At 61.4% G+C, this 18,082-nt stretch carries 19 protein-coding genes and 1 pseudogene; 15 read left to right on the plus strand and 5 right to left on the minus strand.

What is annotated here, in order from left to right:
• Positions 1-232: 232 nt before the first annotated feature.
• The 7 genes and pseudogenes from ABH944_RS10285 to ABH944_RS10315 form a co-directional block, all read left to right on the plus strand.
• A complete protein-coding gene (locus ABH944_RS10285) occupies positions 233-940 on the plus strand; it encodes a PadR family transcriptional regulator (RefSeq protein ID WP_404606700.1) in 708 nt (235 codons plus the stop codon).
• A gap of 23 nt (positions 941-963) precedes the next feature.
• Positions 964-1,779: a siderophore-interacting protein gene (locus ABH944_RS10290; protein WP_404606701.1), complete on the plus strand. Its 816-nt coding sequence runs from the start codon at positions 964-966 to the stop codon at positions 1,777-1,779.
• Positions 1,780-1,838: 59 nt separating this feature from the next.
• Positions 1,839-3,092, plus strand: coding sequence for an MFS transporter (locus ABH944_RS10295; protein WP_404606702.1), 1,254 nt, complete (start codon positions 1,839-1,841; stop codon positions 3,090-3,092).
• A gap of 96 nt (positions 3,093-3,188) precedes the next feature.
• Positions 3,189-4,172 carry a helix-turn-helix domain-containing GNAT family N-acetyltransferase gene (locus ABH944_RS10300; protein ID WP_404606704.1) on the plus strand — a complete coding sequence of 328 codons (984 nt, stop codon included), beginning with the start codon at positions 3,189-3,191 and terminating at the stop codon, positions 4,170-4,172.
• Between the two features lie 116 nt (positions 4,173-4,288).
• Positions 4,289-4,750, plus strand: a complete 462-nt coding sequence (locus tag ABH944_RS10305; RefSeq protein WP_404606705.1) for an SRPBCC family protein — start codon at positions 4,289-4,291, stop codon at positions 4,748-4,750.
• Positions 4,734-5,099 carry an ArsR/SmtB family transcription factor gene (locus tag ABH944_RS10310; RefSeq protein ID WP_404606707.1) on the plus strand — a complete coding sequence of 122 codons (366 nt, stop codon included), beginning with the start codon at positions 4,734-4,736 and terminating at the stop codon, positions 5,097-5,099. The genes ABH944_RS10305 and ABH944_RS10310 overlap by 17 nt, the downstream gene beginning before the upstream one ends.
• A gap of 110 nt (positions 5,100-5,209) precedes the next feature.
• Positions 5,210-5,530 (plus strand): annotated as a pseudogene (locus tag ABH944_RS10315) (EamA family transporter); the annotation flags it as partial.
• 59 nt (positions 5,531-5,589) lie between these two features.
• On the opposite strand, the gene ABH944_RS10320 reads toward ABH944_RS10315, so the two are convergent.
• Genes ABH944_RS10320 through ABH944_RS10340 form a run of 5 tightly spaced genes read right to left on the minus strand, consistent with a single transcriptional unit; the run spans position 5,590 to position 9,261 of the window.
• On the minus strand, positions 5,590-5,997 hold the full coding sequence (locus ABH944_RS10320; RefSeq protein WP_404606709.1) for a RidA family protein: 408 nt from the start codon (positions 5,995-5,997) through the stop codon (positions 5,590-5,592).
• A 50-nt stretch (positions 5,998-6,047) separates the two neighbouring features.
• Positions 6,048-7,013, minus strand: coding sequence for an agmatinase (locus ABH944_RS10325; protein WP_404606710.1), 966 nt, complete (start codon positions 7,011-7,013; stop codon positions 6,048-6,050).
• Between the two features lie 50 nt (positions 7,014-7,063).
• Entirely contained in the window at positions 7,064-7,726 is a 663-nt protein-coding gene (locus ABH944_RS10330; protein WP_097273853.1) for an amino acid ABC transporter permease, read from the minus strand.
• Positions 7,716-8,399 carry an amino acid ABC transporter permease gene (locus tag ABH944_RS10335; protein ID WP_404606711.1) on the minus strand — a complete coding sequence of 228 codons (684 nt, stop codon included), beginning with the start codon at positions 8,397-8,399 and terminating at the stop codon, positions 7,716-7,718. Before ABH944_RS10335 ends, ABH944_RS10330 begins: the two co-directional genes overlap by 11 nt.
• A gap of 13 nt (positions 8,400-8,412) precedes the next feature.
• Positions 8,413-9,261 (minus strand): transporter substrate-binding domain-containing protein, encoded by an 849-nt coding sequence (locus tag ABH944_RS10340; protein ID WP_404606713.1) that lies wholly within the window; start codon positions 9,259-9,261, stop codon positions 8,413-8,415.
• Positions 9,262-9,394: 133 nt separating this feature from the next.
• Here ABH944_RS10340 and ABH944_RS10345 point away from each other — a divergent pair, with 133 nt between their 5' ends.
• The 8 genes from ABH944_RS10345 to ABH944_RS10380 all read left to right on the plus strand — a co-directional run bounded on the left by ABH944_RS10345 (position 9,395) and on the right by ABH944_RS10380 (position 18,056).
• Positions 9,395-10,288, plus strand: coding sequence for a LysR family transcriptional regulator (locus tag ABH944_RS10345; RefSeq protein WP_404606715.1), 894 nt, complete (start codon positions 9,395-9,397; stop codon positions 10,286-10,288).
• Between the two features lie 176 nt (positions 10,289-10,464).
• Positions 10,465-11,124: a FadR/GntR family transcriptional regulator gene (locus tag ABH944_RS10350; protein ID WP_404606716.1), complete on the plus strand. Its 660-nt coding sequence runs from the start codon at positions 10,465-10,467 to the stop codon at positions 11,122-11,124.
• 90 nt (positions 11,125-11,214) lie between these two features.
• Positions 11,215-12,870 (plus strand): ABC transporter substrate-binding protein, encoded by a 1,656-nt coding sequence (locus tag ABH944_RS10355; protein WP_404606717.1) that lies wholly within the window; start codon positions 11,215-11,217, stop codon positions 12,868-12,870.
• 60 nt (positions 12,871-12,930) lie between these two features.
• Positions 12,931-13,884 carry an ABC transporter permease gene (locus tag ABH944_RS10360; protein ID WP_404606718.1) on the plus strand — a complete coding sequence of 318 codons (954 nt, stop codon included), beginning with the start codon at positions 12,931-12,933 and terminating at the stop codon, positions 13,882-13,884.
• Between the two features lie 57 nt (positions 13,885-13,941).
• Positions 13,942-14,784: an ABC transporter permease gene (locus tag ABH944_RS10365; protein ID WP_404606957.1), complete on the plus strand. Its 843-nt coding sequence runs from the start codon at positions 13,942-13,944 to the stop codon at positions 14,782-14,784.
• On the plus strand, positions 14,784-15,845 hold the full coding sequence (locus ABH944_RS10370) for an ABC transporter ATP-binding protein (protein WP_404606719.1): 1,062 nt from the start codon (positions 14,784-14,786) through the stop codon (positions 15,843-15,845). Before ABH944_RS10365 ends, ABH944_RS10370 begins: the two co-directional genes overlap by 1 nt.
• Positions 15,845-16,867 carry an ABC transporter ATP-binding protein gene (locus ABH944_RS10375; protein WP_404606721.1) on the plus strand — a complete coding sequence of 341 codons (1,023 nt, stop codon included), beginning with the start codon at positions 15,845-15,847 and terminating at the stop codon, positions 16,865-16,867. The genes ABH944_RS10370 and ABH944_RS10375 overlap by 1 nt, the downstream gene beginning before the upstream one ends.
• A 7-nt stretch (positions 16,868-16,874) precedes the next feature.
• The gene (locus tag ABH944_RS10380; RefSeq protein ID WP_404606722.1) at positions 16,875-18,056 is read left to right on the plus strand and encodes an amidase; all 1,182 of its coding nucleotides are present in this window, start codon (positions 16,875-16,877) and stop codon (positions 18,054-18,056) included.
• The last annotated feature ends 26 nt before the right edge of the window (positions 18,057-18,082 follow it).

Genomic DNA, 18,082 nt, shown 5'->3' on the forward strand with positions numbered 1-18,082 from the left:
GATATGGTTATGACCCGCGGATACTTAAGCATTGCAGGTTTCAGCGCGACACTTGAGGCCGGCGGAGGCACGCGTCGACCCGGATCCATCCACCGGAACGCAACGCCGCCGACCGCTCCCTACGCGGGAGGCCCCCGTCTCGTCCCCCGAAAAACCTCTCCGAAAAATATTGACAACGTATCTTAAGATATATATCTTAAGATCTGTTTTACGATACCTACGGAGTTTTACGATGAGACATCACCGAAATCGAGAGTTCGCTCCCCCCCAAGCTGGATTTGAATCTTCAGACCGTTTTTCCATGCACGCGCTGTGGCATGCAATCGGCCGCCGCCACCGCCATGACGACGATGGCCGTTTCCCAGGCGGTCCGGGAGGCTTCGGCGGCCGCGGTGACGACGGCATGCCGCGCGGCCGCAAGTTCACCTCCGACGACCTCCAGTTGCTCCTGCTAGCCCTTCTGGCCGAAGCACCGCGCCATGGCTACGAGCTGATCAAGGCACTCGAAGTTCGTTCGAACGGTTTTTACAGCCCGAGTCCGGGCATGGTTTATCCCGCGCTGACCTACCTGGAAGAACTGGGCTATGCAACGGTCGAAGTGGAAGGCAATCGCAAGCGTTACGCGTTAGCCGAACCGGGCCGCGAGCACCTGACGGCCAACCGCGAGCGCGTTGACCTGATGCTGGCCAAGCTAAGCCATTTCGCCCGCAAGATGGATTCGGTGCGCCGCGCCTTTGCAGGCGAAACAGGCGATGAAAACGCGGACGCAAACGGCGACAGCAACGCATGGCTGCCTGAGTTCATCCAGGCGCGCCGCGCCCTCAAGCACGCGCTGCTGATTCGAACCGACGCACCCGCTGGCGAGCAACGCCGCATTGCCGCCATTCTTGCGCGCGCGACTGCGGAGATCGAAGGGAAGCCCTCCGGCGATCCGGCCTGAATCAACACTCGAGAGAACACACAATGCAAAACAGACCCGATCTGGCGGTCGGCCGCGTCCGCCATGAACTTAAATTCCGCCTGGCTCAAGTCAGGCGCGTTCAACCGCTTACGCGCCACCTCGTGCGCATCACGTTAAGCGGCGACGATCTCCACGACTTTCAATCAGCATCCTTCGACGACCATATCAAGGTCTTCTTTCCACCGCCCGGAGCCGACAAGCCGGTCATGCCCACGGCGGGCCCGAATGGCCCAATATTCCCGGACGACCAGCCGCGGCCGATCGCACGCGACTTCACCCCGCGCCGGTACGATCGCGAAGCGCGCGAGCTGGATATCGAGTTCGCGCTGCATGAGGCGGGACCCGCCGCGACCTGGGCGGCGCAAGCCAAGGTAGGACAATATCTGGGAATCGGCGGCCCGCGCGGCTCCTTCACGATCCCTACGGGATTCGACTGGCACTTGCTGATCGGCGATGAAACCGCGCTGCCCGCCATCGCACGCCGGCTGGAAGAGTTGCCGCCGGGAACCCGCGTGGCTGCGCTGATCGAAGTGGAAGATCCATCGGCACGTATCGACTTCACGACGCAGACCGACCTGTACGCCGAATGGCGCTATCGCAGTGAAGCGGATTTTCCCGGCGCGGCCTTGTTGCTGGCCCTTCGGGAAATGTACCTGCCAACCGGTGAGGGTTATGTCTGGGCCGCTGGCGAAGCCACGATCATGCGTGCAGTACGCCAGCACCTGTGCACGGAACGCGGTGTCGACAAGACCCGGATTCGCGCGGCAAGCTATTGGAAGCGCGGTGCGGAAGCGGTTCACGAGAACATCGACGACTGACTCGCAGCGTCTTCGCTTTAGTCTTTAGCCGCTGGAAACAATTTAATCAGGATGGCTATATGTATAGTCTAGACGCGAGTCGCGAGCGGCGCTTACTCTGGCTGCTTGCGCTTACGCAGTTCACCATCATCATGGACTTCATGGTCATGATGCCGCTCGGTCCGCAGATCATGCGGAGTTTTCAGATATCACCGGCGGCGTTCGCCACTGCTGTTTCAGTCTACTCGTGGTGTTCCGGTCTCTCGGGATTGCTTGCGGCCACTTACATCGATCGCTTCGATCGGCGCCGTCTCATGCTGGCGGTCTATGCGCTGTTCGCGCTGTCGAACCTCGCCTGCGCCTGCGCTACCAGCTTTCCCATGCTGCTGATCGCGCGCGCTTTTGCCGGCATCACGGGCGGCGTGCTGGGATCGATCATCATGGCAATTGTCAGTGACCTCATTCCCGTCGCCCGGCGCGGCGCCGCGACCGGCACGATCATGACAGCCTTTTCGCTTGCCGCAGTGGCGGGCGTGCCGGCAGGCGTCCTGTTAGGCGCGCACTTCGGCTGGTTCACGCCGTTCATCTTGCTGGCTGGTTTGTCCGTGGTGATCTGGCTGGGTGGAATGCAACTCGTGCCTTCGCTTACCGAGCATTTGAGCCGCAAGCAACCGCCGTTACGCAGCGTGCTGCCCACGCTGTGGCGGCTGGTGTCGAACCCGCGTTACGCCAATGCGTTTGCGCTGACGTTCATCGTGATGGCGTCGCAAATGCTGGTGATCCCGTTCATCTCGCCCGTGCTCGTGGCCAACCATGGCGTGGCCCCCGCACAGTTGTCATGGCTCTACATGGCGGGTGGCGCCGCAACGTTCTTCACGGCGCGGCGGGTCGGCAGGCTCTCCGACCGCTATGGCAGCCGCCGGATGTTCCGTGTGATGGTAGTGCTGTCGCTGTTGCCGGTGCTGTTCATCACGCATCTGCCGAGCCTGCCGCTCTTCGCAATGGTGTTGCTGTTCCCGGTATTCATGGTGATCGTGTCCGGCCGCATGGTGCCTTTGCAAGCGTTGCAGACGACCGTTCCCGAACCGTCCAACCGCGGCGCTTTCCTCAGCACGAACAGTGCACTGCAAGCACTCGGTGCCGGGTGCGGTGCATGGCTCGGCGGACTGTTCCTGTCGTTCGATGCGCATGGCACTATCCGGGGTTATGGCGTCAACGGCTTGCTGGCTGTCGCGCTCGTGTCACTCGCGGCAATCTGGGCCGGCCGAGTAAAAGCAGCGTCGGAAAGAGCGGCTACACCGCCCGTTGCCGCAGAGCCGCTCGGTAAAGCGTAGCCGTTTCAGCATGGCCGGCCGGAGGCTTCGGCAGGACTTGAATAAGTTGCGAAGCGCAAGTATATTAGTTGCGAAGCGCAACTTATTGGAGCAGCTATGGACTACGTCGAGTTGTCTGAGAAATCGCGGGATCACACCATCCTCGAGCTTCGCGACTTTTCGCGAAAGCTGGTACGCGAGCTGGGTTTCATGCGCAATACACTTGCCGACAGCGACCTCGCGCCATCGGCCGTTCACGCGGTAATAGAAATCGGGTTGGCGCCTGGGCTTCCGGCGCGCGATCTTGCTGACATCCTGCGGCTCGACAAGTCGAACACGAGCAGGCAGTTGGCGAAACTCGAATCACTGGGACTGGTGACACGGGAAACATCGAGCGATGACGGCCGGTCGTCCCGGCTATTCCTGACGGCAGCCGGCAAGAAGTTGCAGCAAAAGATCGACCGGTTTGCAACTGATCAGGTCTCCCATGCACTTCGGCAGCTGGTGCCCGCCGATCAGCAAACGCTGGTCCGCTCCCTGGCGCTTTACGCGGATGCTTTAGCGCAGGACAACGTCAACAAGAAACCAAGACCAGCCGCATCCATCGATGAAAAAATCCAGGAGGGTTATCTGCCTGGATGCATTGGCGACATAGCAAGCCTGCATGCCCGCTTCTATTCGGAGGCGGCAGGCTTTGGCGTCTTCTTCGAAAAGAAAATGGCTACCGAGCTGGCGGAGTTTGCGATGGCCTTGCCGTCTCCGGGCAAGGCGCTGTGGCTCTATGTCGAAAACGGCCGGTCGCTTGCTTCAATCGCCATAGACCCGGACAACGGCCACGACCGGCTTGCTCATCTGCGATGGTTTATTGTCGACGAATCCTTGCGCGGCTCAGGTGTCGGACGGCGCCTGCTCTCCAAGGCGCTGGATTTTGTTGACCGGGAATTCGATGAAACCTATCTCTGGACCTTCAAGAGCCTTGATGCCGCACGGCATCTGTACGAATCATCAGGCTTTCAATTGACCGAGGAAGCAGAAGGTTCGCAGTGGGGCACGCATGTGATCGAGCAGAAATTCATCCGTCGTTCCGGCGGGATGTCCTAGCAATCGCGCTCGATAAAGACTGACACTCAAGCGCGTATTTGGCTCCTTGTAAAACATGCAGTCAAATACTTGCATTTCCGGATCGCACTGGCTAATATGCAGTCAGGAGGCTGCATATGACATCATCAACTGATCGTATCGAAAGACAGATCCTGATCGAGGCGCCGCGTTCGCGGGTCTGGCGTGCGTTGTCGAATGCTGAAGAATTCGGCGACTGGTTCGGCATGGATTTCAAAGGGAAAACCTTTGTCCCGGGCATGCCTGTCCAGGGGCGGATCACTCACCCCGGATATGAACATCTTGTCTGCGAGATGTTGATTGAACGCATTGAACCTGAGCGGCTGTTTTCCTGGCGCTGGCATCCGGGCGCCATTGAACCGGGCGTCGACTATTCCGCTGAGCCCACCACGCTTGTCGTATTCGAGCTTGAAGCGCTAGACGCGGGTACGTTGGTGCGCATAGTCGAAACCGGCTTTGACAATATCCCGCCGGCGCGCCGCGTGAATGCGTTCCGCCTGAACAGCAAGGGGTGGGAAGCGCAAATGACGAACATCGAGAAACATGTTGCCAAGGGCTAAGACTCCTTCGAACAAAGCGCTGCTCAAGGGCGCGGCGCAACGAAACGCGGCGGCGGTTTTCGCCGCGCTAGGCGACGAGACACGGTTGCGTCTCGTCGCTGTGCTGTGCGCGGGCAGCGCAATGTCGATCGCGCAGCTCACGGCGGGAACGGACATCACGCGGCAATCGGTCACGCAGCACCTGCAGGTGCTGGCGAATGCGGGTCTGGTGCGCGACGTCAAGGTAGGGCGCGAGCGCTTGTGGGAATTCGAACTAACGCATCTTGAAGCCGCCCGGCAATCTCTTGAAACGATCGCGCAGCAATGGGATCACGCGCTGATGAAACTGAAGCTGGCCGTGGAGCGTTAAAGCTCCTGGCGATCCGGCAGGTTTGTTGTGCGTTCGCAAGCTAAGTCCAGGCGTGTTTTCGTCTTGGATCGCCTTGGACCTGCCAAGTCAGGTTCGTACCCGGCGAGGATTTTCTTATAGCTCTGCTGTGGCTGGGTATCGTGATATCGGCTTTCGCGCAGTTGCTTTTTTATAACTTGATGCGGGCCGGTAACCTGGTCAACGTGACAAGCCTCTTTTATCTCGCGCCCGTGGTCACCGCCGTCATGGACTATCTCGTGCTCGGCAATCGCCTGGCGCCTCTTGGCCTGGCTGGAATGGTCTCGATCCTCGCGGGTCTGGTGCTGATATTTCGCGCCGCACCCGCACCGAAACGCCAAGCGCTGAAAGTTTCACACGCGGTTCTGATACCCGGTTCGTTGTCCGGGTATCAGATCCGAACCGGCAACTAGCAAACGCGTGCCTCATCGTCGCGCGGTTGCGCTGGCGTCACCGCAATAGCGGCGTTGCGTCAGGACTTCACGGCAATCACATCGACTTCCACCAGCCACTCCGGCCGGGCCAGCGCCGTCACGGTGAGTCCGGTCGACACTGCATGAACACCCTTCAACCAGCGCCCTATCACGCGATACACGGCTTCGCGGTAACGCACGTCGGTCAGATAGATCGTCACCTTGCAGATGTCTTCCAGCTTGCTGCCCGCCTCTTCCAGCAGCATCTTTACATTGGCCATGGCCTTCTCGGCTTGCGCAGCCGCGTCACCGATACCGACCGATTCATACGTGTCGATGTCCTGGCCAATCTGGCCTCGAAGGAAAATCATGTTCCCCGCAACGACCGCTTGTGCGAGATCGTTGTCGAGGGATTGTTCCGGATAGGTTATTTTCGTGTTGAATGGACGAATGCGAATGTGTTCCATGAATGCTGTCCGGGGTAAGTTCAATTCATAAAGATGCGTGATCCGTCACATCAACGGCGGTTATCGAAATAACCCGCGCGGATTGCGCTGCCAATCAGGTTGAGAATCAACCGCCCCGCCGTGATGCACGAGATCTGGTTGACGTCCTTCTCAGGCTGAATTTCAACAATATCCATGCCCACCACACGGCCCTTCTTCACCAGACCATGAATCAGCTTGCGTGCTTGCACGAAGGTCACGCCACCCGGCGCCGGGCCCGCTACGGCCGGCATCACCGACGGATCGAGCCCGTCGGCATCAATGGTCAGGTAGTAGTTGCCGCCATCCGGAATGCGTGCGAGCACGGCGTCCATGCCAACGTCGTGAAGCTCGTACGCGGTGATCAGCTCTGATCCATAAGCCTTGGCCGCGCGTAATTCTTCGGGACGTCCGCTGCCCTGCGCACGCAACCCGATCTGCACGATCTTGGCGACATGCTTCATCTCCGAGGCGCGCCGGATCGGGCTCGAGAGCCCGTCACGCACGCCATTCACTTCATCGCGCCAGTCGAGATGCGCGTCGACATGAACCAGCGTGATCGGGCCGAGGCTGTCGAAGGCGCGCAGTACCGGCGTCGTGATGCCGTGGTCGCCCCCCATCACGATCGGCAACGCGCCCGCAGCGAGAATTTTCCGCACCACCGCTTCCACACGTTCATAGTGACTGCCCGGCGCCGCCAGGTCCGCCATCACATCGCCGCAATCCACAAAGCGGATATCGTCGCGTTCCTGCAAGAGCGGTCCGTCGATATCGAAATCGTAATGGCCGGGCGAGCGAACCACACGGTCGGTCGCCTGCCGGATTGCGGTGGGCGCGTTGGTCTGGTCATTGGTGAAGTCAGCGGCGGAATAGGCGGAACCGTAGGGCATGCCGAGCACGGCGATATCGGCCTCCAGATTGTCCAGATCCATCGCGAGTTGCGAGTACAGCAAAGTCTTGTGGCCGGTTTTAGGAGGGACGGTCAGCGGTTTTGTCATGATCAGGTATCCTTTATTTAAGATCCATGCACCCGGCATGGCGGCCAACATCAGGCGCGCCGGTAACGGGTCGCGTAACGCTCCGACCACTGCCCTGCAACATCCAGCAGCACACTGCAAAGCCAGTAGATCAGCGCGGTGGTGCCAAGCACCTCGACGTAGGCGAAGGTGTCGGCGGTAAGCAGGTTGCTCTGATAGGTGAGTTCGGTGAGGCTCATCACCGAGAAGATCGACGAATCCTTGAACATCATGATCGTGAGGCTGGTGGTGGCCGGCGCCAGATACCCAAAAATCTGCGGCAGCACGACATGACGCTGAACCTGAAGTCCGGATAGCCCCAGCGACCGTGCGGCCTGGACCTGACCATGGGCGAGGCTGCCGAACGCCGCACGCAGGATTTCGCAGAAGTAGCCACCGGTGTAGAACGCGGTCGCTGCTACGCCAATGGCGAACGCCGGCATGGCGACGCCCACTTTTGGCAAGCCGAAGAAGCTGAGATAAACAAGGATCAGGAACGGCACGTTGCGCACGATTTCCACATAAGCCAGCGCGCTTGCCTGCAACAAGCGCAACGAGGACGCTCGAAAGTACGCAGCAACGGTGCCCAACACAATGCCAAGCGGAATGCCCAGCACGCAGACTTGCGCCGTGACCTTGAGCCCCTTCAGGAGCGGCAGGATGGACGACTCGACAACAGCGAAGTCAATGGACATTGGGCAGCACCTTCGCCACGCGGCGTTCGAGACCACGCGATGCCGACGACGCGAGAAAGAGGATCGCGAAGTAGACGGCCGCGGTCGCGGAGAACATCTGCAACGGCAGGTTCGTCTGCAGCGTGGCGTCGCGCGCGACCGTCGCCAGGTCATGCACGGCGATGATCGACATCAGCGAGGAAGCCTTCAGAAGCATCGTGAACTCGTTGGTCAGCGGCGGGATGGAACGGTAGAAAAGCTGCGGAAACACGATATAGCGCCAGACCTGCACCGGCGGCATGCCGAGTGCCCGAGCGGCCGGAATCTGTCCGCGGCCAAGCGAGTTGAATGCGCCGCGCAGGATCTCGGACACGTACGCCGCCGTATTCAACGCCAGTGCCAAAATGCCGGCTTGCAGCGGCGAGAGCGGCAGATGGAGCACCGAAGGCAGGACGTAATACGCCACCAGCATCTGGATCAATGCCGGCGTGCCGCGTATCACGCTGACATAAAGAATCACGAACGCTGCCAGCGCGCGTCCCCCATGCTGACGCACAAGCAACAGCAGCGAGCCTGTCACCATGCCGAGCGCGAACGCCATCACGCTGGCTGCGATCGTCGTGACGGCACCCTCGGCTACATCGTGAAGAAAAGGCCCAAGCGCAACGATCAGATTGCTCAAAGAGGCGAACATGCAGCGCTCCGGCTCAGACCGCGCCTTCCGGTAAATAGCCGCTGGTCGGCAGGTTCATCGTGTAACCGAACCACTTCTGCTGCAGTTGCGCAAGCTGGCCGTTCTTCGTCAGTTCCGCGAGCGACGTATTGATGAAGTCGCGAATCTCCTTGTCTTGCGGATTCGCGACCCAGGCAAGCATCTTCGGCTCGCCGATTTTGCCGACCACGCGAAACTGTCCCGGCTCCTTCTTCATCAGGACCGCGACAATATTCGACGGCAGGATCCCGACGTCGAGCGTCTTGTTCGTCAACGCAACCATCACATCCGGATAGGCCTGGAACAGCTTGATATCCGCAAAACCGGCGCCCTTTGTTTTCAGTTGCGTGTCGAACGCCTGGGCGATCGGTTGCGACGACGAACCCATCTGGGTACCGACTATCTTCCCGGCCGCATCGTCCGCCCTGGTGATGGCGGTATCGCCTGCACGCGCGACCAGCACCGTGTCGACCACGCCGACCGGCTCGGAGAACGCGAAGCGTTTTGCCCGGTCCGGATTGATGCCGACACTCGTCGCGACGAAATCGAACTTGTGGGTCATGAGGCCGGGCAGCAAGCCCTGGAACGGCAGGTTGACCTGGTTGAGCGTGACCCCGAGCCTGGCCGCCATGTACACCAGGATGTCGTGACCATAGCCCACCACCTTGCCGTTCTCGACGAATTCAAACGGCTCGTAAGCGGCCTCGGTACCAACCGTCAGCTTGCCGCGCCGGCGGATATCGGCGAGTGTTCCGCCCTCGGCGAACGCGAAGGACGGCATGGCCAGCGCAAGCGAAACGCCGCCTGCCACGGTAAGGAATTTGCGTCGGTCGAGCGTGATCATGAAGTTCCCCGGGAAACTTTGAAAAGCGTTGAGAGGCGTTGGTGAGGAAAATGTAGGTAGTCAAAAATGTTTTGAAAAACCATTTTTTCGTTGATATGGTTCCGGAAACCGAAACCTTTCAAAGCACGCATCGATGAAGAAAATGGACCTGACCGAGCGTGACCTGCGCTCGCTGCGCGTGTTTTGCGCGGCCGCCCAGGCGAGCGGATTCGCGGCGGCGGAACGCGCGTTGTCAATGTCGAAGGCGTCGATCAGCCGGCATATCAATGAGGTTGAGGCACGGCTTGGTGTCAAGCTGTGCGAGCGCGGTCCGGGCGGGTTTCAGCTCACGGAGGGCGGTGAAGTCGCGTTGCGGGTGGCGTTGCAGGCGCTCGAAGCGCTGGAGCGGATCAAGCCTGAAGTCGACGCTGTCCGCGGGGTGTTGTCCGGCCCACTTTTACTCGGAACGTCCGAGCATGTGATGACGCATGAGGGGTGCAGGATTTCGGAGGCGCTCGGCGAACTGCACCGGATCGCGCCGCTGGTGCGGCCGACGTTGTCCGTCATGACCTTTGGTGATCTTGGCGCGGCGCTAACCGAGCGGCGCGTACAGATCGCCATTCGCGGTGCCTACAAGCGTATCCGGGCGTTCCGGCACTATCCGCTTTTCACTGAAACGCATCGCGTGTTTTATCGGCCGGCGACTGCGGGCGAGATTCATGCGCGCGGCGATACGCGTGCATTACCGCTGGTTTATCGGCCTCATCCGTTTGTTGAAGATGCACTTGCCACGCAAGGGTTTGTGCAGGGGCTGGAGGTGAGCGGACTGGAGGCCGTCGCGATGATGGTGGCTACAGGGCGTTATGTTGGGCTGCTGCCTGAGCATTACGCTGCGCAGCTTGCCCCGCGGTATGAGTTTGCGGTACTGCCGGACTCGCCGTTTTATTCAATGCCCTTTTGCGCAATCGTCGAGGAAGTACGGCCCTTGACGCGAGCTGCCGAGGCGTTCTTGAATTTGCTTTTGGAAGTGCATAAGCAGGAGATGTAGGACCGTTTCCCTTCTGCCCTGATTTCGTGCGATGCACCGAATCGATCGCCAATAACTAGTGCACACGCTACTTCCTGGATTCGGCTCACTACGCCAAGCCATTGTTTTAAAAGTCATCACTCTCCTGGCACGGTTCACGCATAGGCACTCCGGTCCTACCGGTAGGAGTGCACCGCATGAGCATGTCGAATTTCGTTGCGCAAACCCTCCAGCAACGCATTCTTTCTGGCGTATACGCGCCCGGTGAAGTCCTGCCCGGGCAGCGCGCACTAGCAGGTCAGCTCGGCGTCAGCCGCGGCGCCCTGCGCGAAGCCGTGTCCGTACTCATGACGCTGGGCCTCCTTCGATCCATTCCAGGCAAAGGCACGTTCGTCGCGCATCGCGGGCAACGCGACACAGAGCCCGTCAGCCGTAGCGCCGAGCAGACCATGCAGCTGCGCTACATCATCGAACCCTCCGCCGCCGCACTCGCCGCACGAACAACGGGTCCCGGCGTAGCAAGCCGGTTCCGCGACATGCAGGCGCGCTTCAAAGACGCCCTGCTGCGCAATGACCTGATTGACGCAGCCAACTGCGACCTCGCTTTCCATCAGGCGATCGCCGCCTGCTCAGGTAACGACGTCCTCGCGGAAATCTCCCACTCGTTCGAAGACCGGATCGGTAAAAGCCAACGCTTTCCCCTTGCCAATACGCCGCGCCTGATCGAGGCGTTCGAGGAGCACGAACACATTGTTGCCGCGATTGCCGGCGGCAACGCCGCCGCTGCAATGACCGCCATGCAGCGCCATCTGCGAGGTGCGGCGGAACGCGCCGGCATAGCTTTCACGATTCCATAAAAATCTGCATGACTAACTGAAGGTGTGCCGTTCCTGGCCGCTCTCCCCACCATCCACCGAAGATCAACCGCCATAAAGGATCGTACCTGCATGAACTTCATCAAATCAAGTTTGCTGACGTGGGCCTGCGCGCTGGCATGCAGCGCGGTCTTGCCTGCCGCCGCACAAGCACAGGAAAAAGTGCTGAGGATCGCCATGACGGCAGGCGACATTCCTCGCACGCTGGGCCAGCCGGACCAGGGTTATGAGGGCAATCGCTTCACAGGCATCACCATGTACGACGGTCTCACGCAATGGGACCTGAGCCATGAGAAAGGACCCAGCGAACTGATCCCCGATCTCGCCACGTCCTGGCAAGTCGACCCCAAGGACCACACCAAATGGATCTTCAAACTGCGCCCTGGCGTGAAGTTCCACGACGGCTCGCCATTCAACGCCGACGCCGTGGTCTGGAACGTCGACAAGGTGCTCAACAAGAGCGCGCCGAACTTCGACCCGAGCCAGGTCGGCGTGACCGCGTCACGCATGCCCACGCTGCGCTCGGCGCGCAAGATCGATGACCTGACCGTTGAGCTGACAACCTCTGAACCCGACTCGTTCCTGCCGATCAACCTGACAAACCTGTATATGGCTTCGCCCGTGCAGTGGCAGAAAAAACTCGCCGCCATTCCCGCGTCGGTGACCGATCCAGCCCAGCGCGGCAAGCAGGCCTGGATCGCGTTCGCCGCCGACGCGTCAGGTACCGGCCCGTTCAAGATGGCGCGCTTCGTGCCGCGCGAACGCCTGGAGATGGCCAAGAACACCGAGTACTGGGACCCGGCACGCAGGCCGAAGATTGATCGCGTAGTACTGCTGCCGCTGCCCGAGGCCAATACCCGCACGGCAGCCCTGCTGTCAGGACAGGTCGACTGGATCGAGGCGCCCGCGCCGGATTCCATGGACGCCATCAAGTCGCGTGGCTTCAAGATCTATTCGAACCCGCAACCTCATGTATGGCCGTGGCAGCTCTCGTTCCTGCCGGGTTCACCTTGGCTCGACAAACGCGTGCGCTACGCAGCCAACCTCTGTGTGAACCGCACGGCGCTCAAGCAGTTGCTGGGCGGCATGATGAGCGAAGCAACCGGCACCTTCGAGCCGGGCGACCCGTGGCGCGGCAACCCGACCTTCCAGATCAAGTACGACCCGGACGCAGCCCGCAAGCTGATGACCGAAGCCGGTTATTCGGCGGCCAAGCCGCTGAAGGTCAAGGTGCAGATTTCGGCTTCGGGGTCCGGTCAGATGCAGCCGCTGCCCATGAACGAGTTCGTGCAGCAAAACCTGAAGGCCTGTTTCATCGACGTCAGCTTCGACGTGGTCGAGTGGAACACGCTCTACACCAACTGGCGCCTCGGGGCGAAGGACCCGTCGGCACATGGCGCGAATGCAACCAACGTGAGCTTCGCGTCAATGGACCCGTTCTTCGCGATGGTCCGTTTTGTCAGCACGCAGGCCTTCCCGCCGGTATCGAACAACTGGGGGTACTACAGCAACCCGAAGATCGATGCACTGATCCAGCAGGCACGCACCACCTTCGACGCGAAGCAGCGTGACGTGCTGCTCGCGCTGTTGCACGGCGATATTGTCGACGACGCGCCCTTCATCTGGATCGCGCACGACACCGGCCCCCGCGCGATCTCGGCCAAGGTGCACGGCGTGGTGCAACCGAAGAGCTGGTTCATCGACGTCGCCACCATGTCGATGAACTGACCTGAACCCGCCGCCGTCCGGACACTCTGCATCCGGACGGCGGCAACCGGGCCCCACCTCATGCTTTCCTATCTTCTACGGCGCGCGCTCTATGCGTTGCCGATCATGCTGGGTGTAGCGTTCCTCTGCTTCATGCTGGTTCATATCGCGCCGGGCGACCCGTTGGTCTCCATCCTGCCGCCGGACGCATCGGCCGACCTGCAAAAGCAATTGATGGAGCTCTACGGTTTCAACCAGCCGCTGCCGGTGCAGTTCTTCAGCTGGGTCTGGCGCGCACTGCACGGCGACCTCGGCACCTCGATCGCCACCGGCCGCCCGGTCGCGGGCGAAGTGATCAAGGCGGTAGGCAATACGATGATGATCGCCGCGCTGGCCACGCTGATCGGCTTTGCATTCGGCGCGCTGTTCGGCTTTGTGGCGGGCTACATGCGCGGCTCATGGATCGACCGCGCAGCTTCGCTGGTGTCGGTCACCGGTGTGAGCGTGCCGCATTACTGGCTCGGCATGGTGCTCGTGATCGTGTTCTCGGTGAAGCTGACGTGGCTGCCCGCCACCGGTGCAGGGCCGGACGGTTCGGCCGACTGGCAATGGGACTGGGCGCACTTCCAGTACCTCGTCCTGCCTGCCGTCACCATGTCTTTCATCCCCATGGGCATCATCGCGCGCACGGTCCGCGCGCTGGTGGCCGATACGCTGTCGCAGGAATTCATGGTCGGATTGAGGGCCCGTGGCTTGAGCGAGTTCGCCTTGTTCCGCCATGTGCTGAAGAACTGCGCGCCGACCGCGCTGGCAGTAATGGGCCTGCAACTCGGTTATCTTCTGGGTGGCTCGATCCTGATCGAGACTGTGTTTTCCTGGCCGGGCACGGGGTTCCTGCTCAATGCGGCGATCTTCCAGCGCGACCTGCCGCTGCTGCAAGGCACGATCCTGGTACTCGCCCTGTTCTTCGTTATCCTTAATCTCCTGGTTGACATCCTTCAAACCGTATTCGATCCACGCATCGAAAGGGGCTGAGCCGTGACCACGACTACCACCGCTACCGGCGATAACCTCACACTCCCACCCACGCCGTTGCGCTCGCGCGGACACGGAGCCAATGTGCTGCGACGCCTGGTCCGCAATCCCCAGGCCATGCTCGGCGCGACTGTGATCCTCATCTTCCTGGTCATGGCCGTTGCCGCGCCGCTCCTGATGCCGGCCGATCCGTTCGCCGCTTCCATGTTCAACCGCCTGAAGCCGATCGGCACAACGGGTTATCTGCTCGGCACCGACGAGCTCGGCCGCGACATGCTGTCCCGCCTGATCCTGGGCGCTCGCCTGTCGCTCTTCATGGGCGTGACACCCGTCCTCCTCGCGTTCGGCATTGGCGGCGCGATCGGGATCATGGCGGGATACGCCGGCGGCCTGATCAACGCACTCGTCATGCGCACGATCGACGTGCTCTACGCGTTTCCTTCGGTGCTGCTCGCCATTGCGTTGTCGGGTGCGCTGGGTACCGGCATTGGCAACGCGCTGGTATCGCTGACCGTGGTGTTCATCCCGCAGATCGCACGGATTGCCGAGAGCGTGACCACGCAAGTCCGCCGCAGTGATTTCGTGGATGCCGCACGGGCATCGGGCGCGAGTGCCTTTACGATCGTGCGCGTGCACGTGCTCGGCAACGTGATCGGGCCGATCTTCGTGTTCTCCACCAGCCTGATCTCGGTCTCGATGATCCTCGCCTCCGGCCTGTCCTTCCTCGGTCTGGGCGTCACGCCGCCGAACCCCGAGTGGGGCTTGATGCTCAATACGCTGCGCACGGCAATCTATGTGCAACCCTGGCTCGCCGCACTGCCGGGCGTGTTCATCTTCGCGACATCGATTGCCTTCAACGTTCTGTCCGACGGCCTGCGTGCCGCGATGGAGATCAAGTAATGGCCACGATCACGACAAACGGCCGTGACGTTGGCGGCCCGGGCCAGCCGCTGCTGAGCGTGAAAAATGTGGTCCGGCATTTTCCGCTTGGCAACAAGGGGCTGCCGTTTCTAAAGGACGCGCGCAACGTGGTGCGTGCGGTCGACAACATCTCGTTCGATGTACTGAAGGGTGAAACACTTGGCGTGGTCGGCGAGTCGGGTTGCGGCAAATCCACCATGGCGCGGCTGATGATGCAACTGCTGCAGCAGGATAGCGGCGAACTCGTCTTTGACGGCGAGACCGTTGGTTCGCGCGCCCTGCCTTTGCGCGAGTTTCGCCGTCAGGTGCAGATGGTGTTCCAGGACAGCTTCTCGTCGCTCAATCCGCGCATGACGATTGAAGATTCAATCGCGTTCGGTGCGACTGTCCATGGTGTCTCCTCGAAAGACGCCATCGCGCGCGGACGCGACCTGCTCGCACGCGTGGGACTCGATCCCGTGCGGTTCGCGGGACGTTACCCGCACGAACTGTCGGGCGGGCAGCGCCAGCGCGTGAATATTGCACGCGCGTTGGCGCTCGGTCCGCGACTCGTGATTCTTGATGAGGCTGTGTCGGCACTCGACAAATCCGTCGAAGCCCAGGTGTTGAATCTACTCGCCGACCTCAAGGCGGAATTCGGACTGACCTATGTCTTCATCAGCCACGACCTGAACGTGGTGCGCTACATCTCGGACAGGCTGGTCGTGATGTACCTTGGCGAGATCGTGGAGATCGGCACGGCGGAGGATGTGTTTGCGCACGCGCTGCATCCCTACACGCGGGCCTTGCTCAATTCCATGCCGAGCGTGGACCCGACACGCCGCACGACCGCTGCCCCGCTCTTCGGCGATCCGCCCAATCCGATCGACCCGCCCAGCGGCTGCCGCTTTCACACGCGTTGCCCGCAGGCGCAGGACGTGTGCAGCAAACGCGTACCGGCCGTCTCCACGGTCGGTGGCGGACAGGTTACGTGCCTGGAATATGAGCCGGACAGCGGCTACGTTCCAATCTGGATTGCGGCTGTGCAGGAGGTGGCGTGATGGACACGAAGCGGGAGACCAGCATCAGCCTGCGCGACCTGAAGGTCCGGTTCATCACACCCGGCCGGACGATCCACGCGGTCAACGGCGTCGACCTGGAAGTGGGACGCGGGGAAGTAGTCGCCTTGCTCGGCGAATCCGGCTCGGGCAAGAGCGTTACGCTGCGCGCGATCATGCGGCTGCATTCGGAGAAGACTACGCGAATGGAGGGTGGGCTCGACGTCGAAGGCCAGGACGTCCTGAAGCTTTCGCGCAGGCAGCTTTCCGGCCTGCGCGGCAAGGTGGTATCGATGATCTTCCAGGAGCCGTTGCTCGCCCTCGATCCGGTCTATACGCTCGGTGCGCAGATTGCCGAGATGGTGCGGCGGCATCAGGGGGTATCGAAGGCGGAAGCGCGCAAGCGAGCGCTGGCGTTATTCGAAAAGGTCCGCATTCCAAGCCCCGAACGCCGGCTGGATGCGTATCCGCACGAGATGTCGGGTGGCATGCGCCAGCGCGCGATGATCGCGCTGGCGTTCTCGTGCGAACCGCGTGTGCTGCTCGCCGATGAGCCGACCACCGCGCTCGACGCTACAGTGCAGATCCAGATCCTGCTGCTTCTGCGTGACCTGCAACAAGAGCTGGGCCTGTCGATTGTGTTCGTTACGCACGACATAGGCGCTGCGACCGAAGTCGCGGATCGCATCGCGGTGATGTATGCGGGCCGGATCGTCGAGCAGGGACCGGCGCTCGCGCTGCTGACCGAACCGCGGCACCCGTACACCATCGCGTTGCTCAAGGGTCGTACGCAAGGCGCCATGAAAAAAGGCGTTCGGCTGGAAACAATCGGCGGTGCACCCCCGGACCTTTCCGCGTTGCCGCCCGGTTGCGCATTCGCGCCGCGTTGCTCCCATGCGATCGACCGCTGCTTGCAGACACAACCTGAAGAACGCGCAGTCGGCCATAAGCATTCGGCCCGCTGCATTCGGGTCGATGAAATCGCCACGCTGCCCCCGACGACTGAGATCGTCCCCACTCACTGACACTGAAATGATCCCCGACCTCGCCTCGTATCGCGCCTTCGTACCGTATCCCGACGTCTCCGTACCCCATGCCGCCAGCGGCCCGCTCACGGGCCTGACGTTCGGCGTAAAGGACATCTTCGACGTGACCGGCTACCCGACCGGCTGCGGCAACCCGCACATGCTAGCCATGTCCGGTATCAAGACGGCCAATGCGCCGGTTGTTGCGGCCTTGCTCGAGGCCGGCGCCGCCTTCGCGGGCAAGACCTATACGGAGGAACTGGCGTTCTCGATGACCGGCAAGAACGCGCACTTCGGTGCACCGCGCAATGGCGCCGCGCCGGACCGTGTGACCGGTGGCTCGAGTTCGGGGTCGGCGTCGGCGGTATCGAATAGACTGTGCGATTTTGCGCTTGGCACCGACACCGGCGGCTCGGTCCGTGCGCCGGCCAGTCATTGCGGCCTGGTCGGCCTGCGGCCAACCCACGCGCGCGTGTCGCTCGACGGCTGCATGCCGCTGTCGCCAGGGTTCGACACCTGCGGCTGGTTCGCGCGCGACATCGAAACATTTGCACGCGTGGGCAACGTGCTGCTCGGCGAAGATACAACGACGCTCCCGTCATTGCAGCAAGCCTGCCTGCCGCGCGAGTTGCTGGCCGGGCTGCCGGAGCCCGTGGTAAAGATTTTCCTCGCGACGCTTGACCGCCTCAAGCCTTGCTTCGGATCAGTGGAAAGCGTCGACATCATGAGCCCTTCCATAGACGCGCTCTACTGGGCATTTCGCTATACGCAGGGATTTCAGGCGTGGCAAAGTCAGGGGGAATCCATCAAGCGGTTCGACTTGCAGCTCGGCCCGGGTGTACGCGAACGCTTCGCATGGTCATGTACGGTCACGCCGGCGCAGAACGGGGACAGTGAGCGCGTACGCGCGGATTTCCGCGCAAACTTGTTGAGCCTGCTCGCGGGCGGGCGCATTATTCTCATGCCCACGATGCCCGACGTCGCCCCGCTGCTGTCGGACACCGACGAAGCGCTGGAGTCGTACCGTAACCAGGCGATCCGGATGTTGTGCGTCGCGGGACTTGGCGGATGCCCTCAGCTCTCGCTGCCGTTAATGCAGATAGACGGTGTACCGCTGGGCTTTTCATTGATCGGGCCGCCCGGCAGCGACAAGGGTTTGATCGAACTGGGCCGCATGCTGATGGCCTGAAGCCGTCCAACAAGGGAGGAAACCGC

Source organism: Caballeronia udeis, assembly GCF_044909315.1.
In the GTDB taxonomy this organism is placed as follows: Bacteria; Pseudomonadota; Gammaproteobacteria; order Burkholderiales; family Burkholderiaceae; genus Caballeronia; species Caballeronia udeis_A.